The organism is Cytobacillus depressus (genome assembly GCF_008923245.1).
In the GTDB taxonomy this organism is placed as follows: domain Bacteria; phylum Bacillota; class Bacilli; order Bacillales; family Cytobacillaceae; genus Cytobacillus; species Cytobacillus depressus.
Genome location: NZ_WBOS01000011.1, coordinates 35981 through 49456, shown reverse-complemented (window position 1 = coordinate 49456; position 13476 = coordinate 35981). Strand labels below are relative to the sequence as shown.

The window sequence follows — 13476 nt, the reverse complement described above, 5'->3', positions numbered from 1 at the left end:
CTATATCTTATCAGGCAAACGAATCAAACACTATGAAAATTAGTGACCGCCCAAAATAAAGTTAATGATAAAGGCAATACTTACAATATACATAATCCAATGAATTTGCGATCTTTTTCCAGTTAGCAGTTTTAAGAGTGTATAAGAAATGAACCCGAAGGCTAATCCTTGTGCGATGCTGAAGGTCAGCGGCATTAAAACAATCGTTAAAAACACGGGGATGACATCTGTAAAATCATCAAAACTTATCTGTCTAATTTCACTTATCATTAAAGCTCCAACTAGAATTAAGATCGGTGCAGTTGCAACAGAAGGGATGAATACAATTAACGGGGCGAAAATTAACGACAAGAAGAATAAAATACCAGCCGTTAATGCGGTAAGACCAGTCCTTCCGCCTTCAGAAATACCGGTTGCGTTTTCAACATAAGCATTTAATGCCGTACTTCCGAAAGCAGCACTTGCCATCGTACCGATGGCATCCGCTTGTAATGCTCGGTCGAGATTGACGATTTTGCCATTTTCATCAGTCAAGCCAGCTTTTTTCGTTAATCCAATTAATGTGGCTAAGTTATCAAATAATTCGACAATCGTGAATGAGAATATAACAGAAAGGATTCCATATCCGACCGCACCCATTATGTCCATTGCTAGGAAGGTCTCAGACATGCTAGGAAAATTGAATGAAGCGATATCACTTATAGATTTTGGAAAGCTAATAAAACCAACAATCATCGCAATAATACTTGTAGCTAAAATACTAATGAGGAGCGCACCTTTGACACGTTTGGCCATTAAAATAGCTGCGACAATTAATCCCAATAATGCCAATAGAGGTCCAGCGCTTGTAATATCGCCCAAGGAAACAAATGTAGCTTCATTTGCAACAACAAGCTCGGCGTTTTTTAAGCCGATAAAGGCGATAAATAAACCGATCCCGACAGCGATCGCTGATTTTAATACCTCGGGCACACCATCAACGATTTTTTGACGGATCCCAGTAACAGTCAAAATCAAAAACACAACCCCTGAAATAAAGACGGCACCAAGTGCTGTTTGCCATGAAAGTCCCTGACCAAGAACAACCGTGTAGGCAAAAAAAGCATTTAAGCCCATACCAGGTGCAACAGCGACGGGGTAATTTGCCCACAAGGCCATTAGTATTGTACAGAAGACACTCGCATAAATCGTGGCGGCAAGGGCAGCTTCCTTAGGAATTCCTGCATCCGCTAAAATAGCTGGGTTGACGAAAATGATATAGCTCATCGTTAAAAATGACGTAATACCAGCGAGAATTTCCGTTCTTACATTTGTCTTCCTTTCTGTTAGTTTGAACATCCTTTCCAAAAGGTTATTTCTAGTAGGCGGGAGGTTCGACTCTAAGCCTTTTTCAGTCATGGACATGATGACTCACTCCTAACTTTTTATGTGTAATCCAAAATCGTCATCGGATTTGTTGAGCAGGCCTTGATGTACGGAGTAATCACCAGCGCAGTGAAATAAAGCCGATGACATTTTACATGCAAGTTTTAAAGCAGACGCTAAACCCCAAATTCTCAAAAAGCTTTGCATTACAATGGTTCAATAAAAACATCCATCACGCCGCCGCAAATACCGCCATCTTCATAGAAGAGCCCCTTCGTCAGATCGACAACATATTTAGTTGGTTTATTCGTCTGAATGACTTCCATCCCTTTTTCAATTACTTCCGCTTCTCCGCAGCCACCTCCAATCGTGCCTTCAATTTTTCCGCATGGGAAAATGATCATTTTACTTCCTGCTTTTCTTGGCGTTGAGCCTTTTGTGCGGATAATGGTGGCAAGGGCAGCCTTCTCACCTCCTTTCCTAATCACCAATGTTCTTTTAATCATCTCTAACTGTTTCATTTTGCAGCCCCCTCACGAAATCCTAATTTGGCATACTCCCGAATTTGGCTGCTTAACGAGCTGCCCGACGTTTGATTTTTCACTTTTAACAATTCAGCCATTATACTAACCGCAATTTCAGCAGGTGTTTCCGCTCCTAAATCTAGTCCAACAGGAGTATATAGACAATCAAGGCTGTCTTCGGGAAAGTCACGTAATAGTTCGTTGAATACACCAGAAATTCGCCGTCGGCTGCCAATCATGCCAATATAGGCTGCTTTTTCTTTCCGATTAAGCAGCTCTTGTAAACTTAACACATCGTATTTATGTCCCCTAGTTAGAAGAAGAATATACGATTGATCAGTTATCTTTACATGGCGGAAATATTCAATATACGATTGACAACAAACTTCATCCGCATGTGGAAACCGTCTCCTGTTTGCAAATTCACTTCGATCATCAATAACAGTGACATAAAACCCAAGCATTTTTCCCATATCTACTACTGGCTCACATACATGACCAGCTCCCGCTACAATTAAATGAATGGGAATCGGAAAATATTCTGCAAAGCATTCAATTTCGATTCCGTCAAAAACAAAGTTGATCAACCCAGTTTTCTTTCTCCTAATGAGCTTTTCACAGCTTTCAAAAATTTTACTATGAAAGTAAGCGGGGAGGGGAGACTCTGTGAAAAAATCCCCATTCGGCCATAACAGTGCTTTTTCTCCAATAAAGAGATTGTTAGAATGTCCAGTAATAGTAATTAGAAACACATCTTTTGGCTGTTCCAGCGAATTTTTTAATCTATCAAATAAGCTTTCATTCATCATTTATATCACCTAGAGGAATTGGCTTTCTGTTTTTTTAATTCTTTTAAGGCGTTAAAAATTCTTTCAGGTGTGGCAGGCAGGTGATAGATTCTCGCTCCTGTCGCATCATAAATAGCTGACATAATGGCGGCTATAATGGGAATCATCACGACTTCGCCAATTCCTTTAGCCCCGAAAGGACCTGATTGTTCAGGGGTATCTTCAACAGGAAATGTTTCAATCAAAGGTGTTTCTCTAATGGTCGGGATAATATAGTCGGTGAAATTTTTCGTTTGATGAAAACCGTTTTCGATAATGACATCTTCATACAATGTGTAGCCAATCCCCATTACGGCTCCGCCTTCAGCCTGGCCTTCTAGTCCTTGTGGGTTAATCACCTTTCCTGCATCGGGAATGGATACGACGCGAAGGACATCAGTTTCCCCTGTCAGTGTATCGACTTCAACCATCACGACATGGGTTAAGTAACCGTATAAATGGTGGGGGGCCCCGCCTGAACCTTGAATTTCGACTTTTTCCTTTGGCAGAATAAAATGTCCTTCCACCTTTGTTTGTCGATGATGTTCATAAAGATAATTGAAAATCGCTTGATAGGTTAGGTTTTGATCGTTAGTGGCCAGACCATTTTGTATTACTTCGACTGCAGATAGAGGAACGTCAAGTATTTCAGCGGCGGCTTCAGTTAGAAGCTTGATCATATTGGGTGCCGCTGTTGCGACTGCTCTGCCCCCGGTATAAGTAGAGCGGGATGCTGTGACTGTACCGCCATCCAAAGTACGAAAAGTATCTCCCTGGACAATTTTAATGAACTGAATATCACAATTGAGCAGTTCTGCAGCTACTTGGGCATATGCTGTACTATTGCCCCCGCCAATTTCCTCACAGCCGACAGCGACTAAAAATTTGCCGTTTGGTAGGAGTTCAATGGAAGCGGCTCCGTAGTCGGGCAATCCGATCCCCATGCCGATCCCATGAAAAGATGTTGCAAGTGCAACCCCGCGTTTTTTCCAAGGCTCGCTTACCTCATTTTTATATTTTTCACGGTTCATCCAAAGATCACAGTTTTCTGCTGTTTCCAATGTTTTGAATGTACCTACACTCGATTTGACGACATGGCCTAAGCTAGAAACTTCGCCTTGGTGGTAAACATTTTTCTTCCTAATTTCAATTGGGTCCATTCCAAGCTTTTCAGCAATCATATCCATATGTGTTTCAATTCCCATACACACTTGATTGACGCCAAAGCCTCTGAAGGCGCCAGCAATCCCGTTGTTTGTATACACACAAAAGCCCTCGAGGTTAACGTTTGGGATTTTGTATGGTCCGCAAGAATGCTCAATGGCAAGGGCAATGACCGCACCGCCGAGGGAGGCATAGGCGCCAGTATCAGCAACCGCTCTCACTTCATTGGCAATTAATGTTCCATCTTTTTTGGCAGCTGTTTTCATACACACTTTAAACGGATGTCGTTTAATTCCCGCTAAAACGGACTCTTCGCGGCTGAGATGAATTTTTACCGGGCGGCCATTTGTATGCATTGAAAGGAGAGCGAGGTAAATTTGCACAGTAATTTCATCCTTGCCGCCGAAGGCACCGCCAATCGGACTTGAAATGACTCTAATACGTTCAGGATTATAGGCGAGGGCACGGGCAATTTGCATCCGGTCGCGATGGGCGTACTGTCCAGGGCAGCGGATCGTGATGAACCCCTCATCATCCATAACGCCCCAGCCGCCTTCTGTTTCAATAAAAGCGTGCATTTGTCGAGGGGAAAAGAAGGTGTTCTCGACGATAATATCCGCCTCGGCAAAGGCTTTTTCTGTGTCCCCATTTTTTATCACGACATGACTATGAATATTGCCGTCTGGATGGAGTTGTGGGGCTGATTCTGTCATTGCTTTTTCGGCATCTATCACGACTTCAAGCGGCTCGTATACTATTTCTATCAATTCAAGAGCTAATTCAGCAATTTCTTCCGTTTCGGCTGCAACTAAGGCGACGGCATCACCTGTGCAGCGAACGATATCTGAACAAAGAACTGGCTGGTCAGGAATTACAATGCCAAACCCGTTAAACCCGGGAATATCTTTATGAGTTAATACACGGACTACCCCAGGGAGCTTGACGGCTTTGTCGGTGTTAATTGACTTTATTTTTGCATGGGGAAATTTTGCCCGCAGCACTTTTCCCCATACCATATTGTCAAAATGATAATCCGTCATATACTTTAATTCCCCAGTGACCTTTTCGGGTCCATCAATTCTTTTCACTCTTTTACCTACCCAATTCAAGCTTTGTTCATTTAATCGTTTCATTTATTTTCCCACCTCCTCATTAGGCGATAAAGTCCACGCTCTAAAAGTGCACTTGCCATATCGCGCCGATATTTAGCTGTTGCCCTTACATCCGTAATAGGCATGACTTCTTTCCAGGCGATCTTAGCAATGTTTTGAATCAGTTCATCTGTTAAAGGACCTAATGTCATGATCGATTCGCATTTTTTTGCTCTAATGATCGTTGGCCCAACAGAACCGAAGGCTATTTTTCCTTTTACCACTTGATGGCCTTCACCCATTAATAAAGAGATAGCGACATTCACAATAGAGATGGACTGAGCTTTTCTTGGTCCAAGCTTTTGAAAAATCCCAATCTCGTTTTCACTTTGCGGCTGAATGATGATGTTTGTAATCATTTCGTTTTGCTTTAAAACCGTTTTGCCCGGCCCGATAAAAAATTCCTCAATCGGGACTAACCGTGTATTCGTTAATGAACGAAGCTCGAGTACTGCATTGAGTACATATAGAGCAGGGATGGTGTCTCCAGCAGGCGAGGCAGTCCCGATATTTCCGCCAATTGTTCCTATATTTTGCATTTGAATCGCGCCCACTTCACGTGAGGCCTCAACGAGTACATCTGCTTTTTTTTGTAGAAGGGAGGAGTGGATAATATCAGAATGGGTCGTTAATGGTCCAATATGGATTTGGCCGTCTCTTTCTATTATGTAACGCAATTCTGTGAGACCATTTATATTGATCCATTTTTCGGGAAGCCATTTTCCATCCTTCATACGAACGACCGCATCTGTCCCGCCAGCTATTATTCTCGTATTCGTTTCTTCATTTGAGAGGATGGCTAGGCATTCATTTAACGTTAGCGGTGATACAACGTCTATTTCAGAAACCAGCATGAAGAGACCTCCTATATTCGAATTGTGAATTTCTAAACAAAGATTGAGCCTGTTCATAGTCTCCTGGAGAGTTAATATTAAGTTTAATAAGGGGACTTTCTATGACAACTTCAGTGATTTGCTTTTCATATTTTCGGATTATCTTGCGTAATCCTAGTGTCTCTTCCTGTATGGAGAGAAGCTCATTGATAATGTTTGCCGAAAAAAGAATGGGGTGACCTCTTTTTCCTTTATAGATCGGGATAGCTATCGGACTTTGGGAGTTTTGAAGTGATTGAATGAGCCGGTTAACAATATTTACATCTGTCGGCTGGTCAACAGCAGTAATTAAGATGAGTTCCGTAGAGTGAACAATGGACTGGAGACCTTTAATAATAGATGAGCATTTTCCTAGTTCATAGTTTTCATTATTCACGATTTTTACGGGGTAAGCCTTTGATTTTTGTTTAAATACATCAGCCATATAGCCAACGACGACGATGATTTCGGAGATTACACACTTTAGCAGCACTTGAAGCTGATGTTCGAATAATGTTGTTCCCTCCCATGGAATCAGTCCTTTATGGGGGAGCGGCTGCATGCGCGTGGATTGCCCAGCTGATAATACTATCGCAGAAACTTTCATTGCTCCGTTATATCCCGGTTCAATTCTTTCTCAGCAGCAGTTTGAATGGCTTTAATAATTTTTGTGTAGCCCGTACAGCGGCATAAATTTCCTCCAAGTGCTGTTTTGATTTCATCAATAGAAGGTACCTCATTTATTTCATTTAGGTATGCCCGTGCAGCAACGATGATTCCAGGTGTACAGTATCCACATTGGGTTGCACCTTCTTCAACAAAAGATTTTTGTATAATATCCATATTCGCCGTTAAGCCGATTCCTTCACAAGTTGTAATGTGTTGATTTTCTACTTGAGCGGCAAGTATTAAACAGGAGCAGACAACCTCGCCATTTAATAGTACTGAACAGGAACCGCATTCACCTTTCCCGCAGCATTCCTTACTAGCTGTTAAAAATAAGTCCTCCCTTATTACAGCTAGCAAAGTTTTCGCAGGGGGGCATGTGACTGAAGTAGGAGACCCGTTAATTGTAAAGGTAATGGTTTTCATCCTTATCCCTCCGATTTACTACTGAGTCTAAATATCCAGACAATATCATTGGCATGGAAATGGGTTTTGTTTAATATAGTGACTAACAGGAGGAAAATATGTCTATTATTTCGATGTATACCCAGCAATCATTAAAAAAGGATATTGCCCATCTTTATAATCGAGTGAATCAAGAAATTCATGGTGTCGGTGTAAAGAAACAGCGAATTGAAATTTTTGATGACAGAGTCATTGTTTTCGCTCAGCATAAAAGGGTACAAACATTGCAAACGCTAAGCAAAAACTTTCATCATCTGATCTTATCGGTTGATTCAGCATTAATTGTTGAATTTAAATCGTTATTTAAAGGGCAGATTGAAGATACTTTGCATTTAAAAGTGAAAAGCATTTTAAGAGATTACGATCCTGATAGTGAAGAGGCATGTACCATTATTTATTTCAATGAATATTAGGCGTTCAATTTTGTTTGGGAGAGCTGTGCTATGCGCGGGCGATCTTAAACCATTTTGGAAGCGGTTCCTTTAGCTTTTGTTGAACGGAAGTTTTTTGAAACCGCAGTAGTAGAGCATCTTTTTTGAAGATGTGTTCTATTACTGCGGTTTTTTTATATACTAATTTCAATTTGGGAGGTGATGAACAAGGGATGATGTTATTGAATGAACGAAGCAAACTCTAAAATTGGGGGGCTCATCATGGAAAAGCTAAATCCAGTAAAAGTTGGGACTTTGGGATTTCAGCATGTATTAGCCATGTACGCGGGAGCAGTGATTGTTCCATTAATCGTCGGACCTGCGATTGGATTAAATGCTCAGCAGCTTGCTTATTTAATCTCAATTGACTTATTTACTTGTGGGATTGCTACATTATTGCAGGTCGTTGGCGGTAAGCATTTTGGAATTAAATTGCCTGTCATATTAGGGTGTACGTTTACAGCGGTTGGGCCGATGATTGCCATTGGCCAATTGCAAGGAATCACCGCGATTTATGGTGCCATCATTGTTTCCGGAATTATTGTTATGATACTGTCCCAGTTTATGAGTAAAATCATGCGTTTTTTCCCGCCAGTTGTAACGGGATCTGTCGTTACTATTATAGGAGTGTCATTAATTCCAGTCGCGATGAATAACGCTGCCGGCGGACTGGGTTCCCCAGATTTCGGCAGCCCGCAAAATCTATTTTTAGCATGTTTTACATTGATTCTTATCATCTTGATGAATCGATTTTTTAAAGGGTATATGAGAGCCATTTCTGTCTTACTTTCTCTCGTGGCAGGGACGATTGCCGCGTATTTTATGGGAATGGTCAGCTTTACCGACGTTGCTAATGCCTCCTGGTTTCATATTGTTCAGCCATTTTACTTCGGTATTCCAACCTTTAATGTTTCCGCCATCCTTATGATGACGCTTGTTGCTATTGTCAGTATGATCGAATCCACTGGCGTTTTTCTTGCATTAGGCGATATTTGTGATCGAAAGCTTGAATCTAAAGATATAAAAAAGGGATTAAGAGCTGAAGGGCTCGCTGTCATTATTGGAGGAATCTTTAACGCATTTCCATATACATCATTTTCGCAAAACGTTGGGCTTGTTGCTTTAACAAAGGTCAAAACGAGAAATGTCGTCATCTCTGCTGGCGTTATTTTGATGATTTTAGGTTTATTGCCTAAAGTTGCTGCTCTAACTACGATCATCCCAACGGCTGTTTTAGGAGGAGCGATGATTCCGATGTTTGGCATGGTGATCTCTTCGGGAGTCAGAATGCTGTCAGCCGTAGATTTTAGCAAAAATGAAAATCTATTAATTATTGCTTGTTCCGTGGGGATAGGATTAGGTTCAGCGGTTGTTCCTGCGATATTTGGCAGTCTCCCAACAAGCATTCGTTTACTAGTTGAAAACGGAATTGTTTTAGGAAGTGTGACAGCAATTTTATTAAATGTGGTCTTTAATTATAAAGACTTAAATATATCTAAAAATGACCAAGTTAATCAATTGAATAGTGACCATTCAATAGATTTAATTTGATTCAGCAAAACTCTAGCTTCAATAGGTAATAAAAATAGATACAGATGGGCATTCAATTCGGAAGGGGAAAACCTTAGCTGAATCAAATTAAGCCTCCGGCGGATGCCTCAGATTTTTTAAGGACATTATCGAGCAAGCTCGATAAAAATCTGGGCGCGCATATTCGCCAAGGCGAATTTGATTTGGATAATTAACATCTGCCTATGAGAAGCAGAAATAAATTGTAGAAGGGGTAGAATCTATGGATTTAATTATTAAAAATGCCAATATTCCACAAGGGGATCGTCAAGTATTAACAAATATTCTTGTGAAAGATGGAAAAATCGCCGGCTTCTTAAATGATATTAGTTTAGTTAATGCTGCAAAAGTCATTGATGTCGGGGGGAAATTAGTTGTTCCTGGCTGCATTGATCCGCATACACATTTTATGGATCCTGGATTTACCCATCGAGAAACGTTTGCAACAGGGAGCCGTTCAGCAGCTGCTGGGGGTTTGACAACTATTATTGATATGCCATGTTGCAGTAAACCTTCCGTCCGGGACCGCGAAAGCTTTCACAAGAAAATTGGGCCGATCCGTGACCAAGCCTTTATCGATTATTGCTTCTGGGGAGGAATGACAGGTGAAGATGCCCGCGAAGGCTGGGTTGATAATATTTATCCGCAAATAGAAGAAGGGGTAGTAGCTTTCAAAGTGTATATGACTCCTTCCGTTCCAACTTTCCCGAAGGTTTCCGATGCGGAAATGCTAGAGATTTTTACACATGTGGCAAAAACAGGATTGCCAATCGGTGTACATGCTGAAAACTATGATATTTGTACTTTTTACTCCCAAAAGCTAGAAAAAGAGGGACGCCTAGACGGTCCGGCATGGGCAGAGGCACGTTCAGTCCTGGCTGAAAAAGTGGCCATTCAATTAATTATTAGTTTTGCAGAGGCGACGGATGCTAGGGTCCATGTCGTGCATATGACTTCGAAGGAAGGGGTTGAACTTGTTAAGGCAGCGAAAAAACGCGGTGTGAAGGTAACAGCTGAGACTTGCCCGCATTATCTTGTTCTTAACGCGCAAGATTCAATGTCAGAACGGGGTTCATTTGCCAAAATTGCTCCGCCATTACGCGGAAAAGAGGACAATGAATCGCATTGGCAAGCACTTGCAGATGGAACGATTGATTTTGTAGGTACAGACCATGCTCCTTACGAAATTGCTACGGAAAAAGAGTTCCCAGGCTCAACGATTTGGAATACCTTCCCTGGCATACCTGGAGTAGAAACGATGGTTCCAATTTTAGTAAGTGAAGGGTTAAATAAAGGACGTTTATCTTTATCACGCTTTGTTGAAGTAACGAGCCGTAATGCTGCCATCCATTATGGCATCTATCCGAAAAAAGGTTCGATGGAAATTGGCAGTGATGCCGACTTCACGATTATTGATCTAGACCGCGAGTATGTCATTGATGAGCAGAAAACAGAATCCATGGCCAAATATAATCCATTGCATGGTATGAAGTTAAAAGGAAAACCGGTGCAAACGGTCATCCGTGGAACGCTAGTGTTCGATGAGGATAATGGCGGAATTGTAGGCCAGGCAGGATATGGCGAGTATGTGCCGCGTCAAAGCATCCAGCGCCTTGAAAGAACATTGAAGTACGAGAAATATGAAGCGGTAAAAGTAGAATCGAAGGAAGCTGTTTCACAAAATTAAATCTAGCAGAAAGTAATATAATTCAAGGAATCTAATATTCTTTAGTAAGAAGACTCAGTTTCTATCCGCCATATGCATGCATGTTCACTCGCGTTTCATATCGCATAAAACCCGTTCACATGAACGCATATGGCTAATTAATAATAACAAACCCTCAATTAAAGGGAAAATTCATAAACTAGTAAAACAAAAATTTTGCAAAGGATGATCAATCAGTGGAATTGAAAGGAAAAAAGCATTGTGTCGTAGTAATTGATATGCTGAATGATTTCATTGGCGAGAAAGCGACCCTCCGCTGTAAAAACGGGGAAGAAATTGTTCCGAAAATTAGAGAGCTTATTGATTTTGCTCATGATCAAAACATCCAAGTTGTTCATGTTCAGGAAGCTCATCGTAAAAATGACAGGGATTTCCGCGTGAGACCTGTTCATGCCGTAAAAGGTACATGGGGATCACAATTCATTCCAGAGCTACAGCCAGAAGAAGATAAAGGCGACTATGTTGTCCAAAAAAGAAGACATAGTGCATTTAGCTTCACAGATTTCGATCTGTTTTTAAGAGAAGAGGAGATTGATACAGTCGTATTAACGGGTGTTTGGACCAATGTGTGTGTGCGCAGTACCGCGTCCGATGCCCTCTACCACGGATATCATGTAATCTGCATCTCTGATGGTACGGCTTCTCAAGATGATGATATGCATGTGTCTGGATTAAGAGATATTAATATTTTCGGTGAAATTATGACAACAGAAGAATATAAAGAGGCAGCAAAAATAAAATTCTCCCAAGATGAAACAGTTGTCTAACGTCCATTTAGCTAGCAAGCGAAAAAGAAGAATTTTAGTGGGTATTACAGGGGCTAGCGGATCATTGTATGCTTATACTTTGATTCGCACCCTTCATCAATTAAACATTGAAACGCACTTAATTGTAACAGAGATGGGAGAAAAAGTTATGCAATTCGAGTGCGGCGTGTCGATGGAGAACCTGAAAGAATACGCCACTATCCATAGCAATAAAAATTTATTTGCTTCCATTGCAAGCGGCTCCTATTTAACAGATGGAATGGTGATTGTTCCATGTTCAATGAATACACTTGGTGCTATTGCCAATGGAGTCGGAGATACGCTGCTTAGTCGGGCGGCAAGTGTAATTTTGAAAGAAAGAAGAGATTTTATTATCGTTCCGAGAGAAGCCCCTTTTAACTTAATTCACCTTAAGAATATGACTTCCCTCGCTGAAGCTGGTGCATGTATCATGCCAGCCTCTCCAGGTTTTTACCACAAGCCTACAGAGATTTGGGAGCTTGCTAGCTTTATGGTTGCGAAGGTTTTAGACATGCTTGACATTGACCATCAAATACTGGAAAGGTGGGGAGAACATTCATGAATCCAGTTACGATGAGAGCATTATTAGACGACTGGGAAAACAGGGGACTCTTATATCGTATTAAAAAGGAGGTTGATCCCCGCTATGAACTAGGAGCTGTTGTTAAGACTAAAAATGGGAAGCAGCCCTTCCTCTTTGAAAAAGTAAAAGGGTATCAATCAGCCATGGCGGCTGGACTCGGCGGTGACCGTAAGCTTGTTGCCGATAGCTTAGGCATTCCTTCCTCACAACTCATTCCAAAAATTATTGATTCCATTATTAACCCGATTCCGACAATTTTAAAAGAAACGGGTCCTGTACAAGAAAATTTAGTCACTGGTGATTTCGATTTAGCTGATCTTTTTCCTATTCCATCCTTTCATGCAGAAGATTCTGGTGCTTATTATGTATCTGGCATATTAGTGGTTAAAGACCTATCAGGGAAAAAAAGATATACATCGATTAGAAGAATGCAGTACTTGGGCGGAAATCGGACAAATATTCTAATTACGTCTCCAGAATTATTAGACCAATATTCTTACTATGAAAAGCTTGGTGAGTCAATGGAAGTTGCCGTCATGTTTGGTGTCGTTCCAGCGATCGTATTAAGCTCGCAAATTAGCACTCACCTTTACCATACAGATAAACTGAACGTCGCAGGTGCCTTGCTAGGACAATCCTTAGATGTCGTCCGCTGCAAAACAGTTGATTTAGAAGTCCTCGCTGAAGCGGAGATTGTCTTTGAAGGCAGGATGCTTCCGCATGAACGTGAAATGGAAGGTCCATTTGGCGAATTAGCCGGCTATTATGGCTTCCGTTCTCCGCAGCCAGTCGTTGAAATTTCTGCAGTAACGTATCGGAATAACGCGATCAACCAGACGATTTTTCCTTCAAGCTATGAAGAAAGACTGCCAATGGCGCTCGTCCGTGAAGCGACATTATTAAGCACAGTTAGGCAAGTTGTTCCCAATATTAAAGGAGTACATATTCCTATGGGTGGGGTTGCCCGCTACCATGCAGTCATTCAAATTGAGAAAAAATCTGAAGGGGATGGCAAGCAAGCCGCACTCGCAGCATTTGCCAGTGATAAAGATTTAAAGCATGTCGTAGTCGTTAACGATGATGTTGATATTTTTGATCCAGAGGATGTGGAATGGGCCATTGCAACACGTGTTCAGGCAGGAAGCGATATTTTTATCGTACAAGGTGCGAAAGGATCCCCTCTCGAATCCTCACATAATTTACGAGGCGTTTCCGATAAAATGGGCATTGATGCGACATACACTTTAGGCCAAGAGGAAATGTTTAGAAGAACATCCGTACCAATTCGAGTGAATCTTGAAGATTATTTATAAAACATTTTTATTTTGAAAAGGGAGGGGTGAAG

At 41.3% G+C, this 13476-nt stretch carries 13 protein-coding genes; 6 read left to right on the top strand and 7 right to left on the bottom strand.

Annotated features, from left to right (window positions below):
- Positions 1–39: 39 nt before the first annotated feature.
- From F7731_RS18215 to F7731_RS18185, 7 genes are all read right to left on the bottom strand, one after another.
- Positions 40–1404 (bottom strand): NCS2 family permease, encoded by a 1365-nt coding sequence (locus F7731_RS18215; RefSeq protein ID WP_151536232.1) that lies wholly within the window; start codon positions 1402–1404, stop codon positions 40–42.
- A 167-nt stretch (positions 1405–1571) separates the two neighbouring features.
- A complete protein-coding gene (locus tag F7731_RS18210; RefSeq protein WP_151536231.1) occupies positions 1572–1886 on the bottom strand; it encodes an XdhC family protein in 315 nt (104 codons plus the stop codon).
- The gene (locus F7731_RS18205; RefSeq protein ID WP_151536230.1) at positions 1883–2695 is read right to left on the bottom strand and encodes an XdhC family protein; all 813 of its coding nucleotides are present in this window, start codon (positions 2693–2695) and stop codon (positions 1883–1885) included. Before F7731_RS18205 ends, F7731_RS18210 begins: the two co-directional genes overlap by 4 nt.
- Before the next feature lie 8 nt (positions 2696–2703).
- Positions 2704–5013: a xanthine dehydrogenase family protein molybdopterin-binding subunit gene (locus F7731_RS18200; protein ID WP_151536229.1), complete on the bottom strand. Its 2310-nt coding sequence runs from the start codon at positions 5011–5013 to the stop codon at positions 2704–2706.
- Positions 5010–5885 (bottom strand): FAD binding domain-containing protein, encoded by an 876-nt coding sequence (locus F7731_RS18195; RefSeq protein ID WP_151536228.1) that lies wholly within the window; start codon positions 5883–5885, stop codon positions 5010–5012. The genes F7731_RS18200 and F7731_RS18195 overlap by 4 nt, the downstream gene beginning before the upstream one ends.
- The gene (locus F7731_RS18190; RefSeq protein WP_151536227.1) at positions 5872–6510 is read right to left on the bottom strand and encodes a nucleotidyltransferase family protein; all 639 of its coding nucleotides are present in this window, start codon (positions 6508–6510) and stop codon (positions 5872–5874) included. The genes F7731_RS18195 and F7731_RS18190 overlap by 14 nt, the downstream gene beginning before the upstream one ends.
- Positions 6507–6995, bottom strand: coding sequence for a (2Fe-2S)-binding protein (locus F7731_RS18185; protein WP_151536226.1), 489 nt, complete (start codon positions 6993–6995; stop codon positions 6507–6509). The genes F7731_RS18190 and F7731_RS18185 overlap by 4 nt, the downstream gene beginning before the upstream one ends.
- Positions 6996–7093: 98 nt before the next feature.
- Here F7731_RS18185 and F7731_RS18180 point away from each other — a divergent pair, with 98 nt between their 5' ends.
- From F7731_RS18180 to F7731_RS18155, 6 genes are all read left to right on the top strand, one after another.
- Positions 7094–7447 carry a Na-translocating system protein MpsC family protein gene (locus F7731_RS18180; protein ID WP_151536225.1) on the top strand — a complete coding sequence of 118 codons (354 nt, stop codon included), beginning with the start codon at positions 7094–7096 and terminating at the stop codon, positions 7445–7447.
- A 240-nt stretch (positions 7448–7687) separates the two neighbouring features.
- A complete protein-coding gene (locus F7731_RS18175; protein WP_151536224.1) occupies positions 7688–9016 on the top strand; it encodes a nucleobase:cation symporter-2 family protein in 1329 nt (442 codons plus the stop codon).
- Positions 9017–9257: 241 nt separating this feature from the next.
- A complete protein-coding gene (allB, locus tag F7731_RS18170; protein WP_151536223.1) occupies positions 9258–10721 on the top strand; it encodes an allantoinase AllB in 1464 nt (487 codons plus the stop codon).
- Between the two features lie 215 nt (positions 10722–10936).
- Complete coding sequence (locus tag F7731_RS18165; protein ID WP_151536222.1) at positions 10937–11527, top strand: cysteine hydrolase family protein; 591 nt, start codon at positions 10937–10939, stop codon at positions 11525–11527.
- Positions 11520–12110, top strand: coding sequence for a UbiX family flavin prenyltransferase (locus F7731_RS18160; protein ID WP_246197289.1), 591 nt, complete (start codon positions 11520–11522; stop codon positions 12108–12110). The genes F7731_RS18165 and F7731_RS18160 overlap by 8 nt, the downstream gene beginning before the upstream one ends.
- Positions 12107–13444: a UbiD family decarboxylase gene (locus F7731_RS18155; protein ID WP_151536221.1), complete on the top strand. Its 1338-nt coding sequence runs from the start codon at positions 12107–12109 to the stop codon at positions 13442–13444. Before F7731_RS18160 ends, F7731_RS18155 begins: the two co-directional genes overlap by 4 nt.
- The last annotated feature ends 32 nt before the right edge of the window (positions 13445–13476 follow it).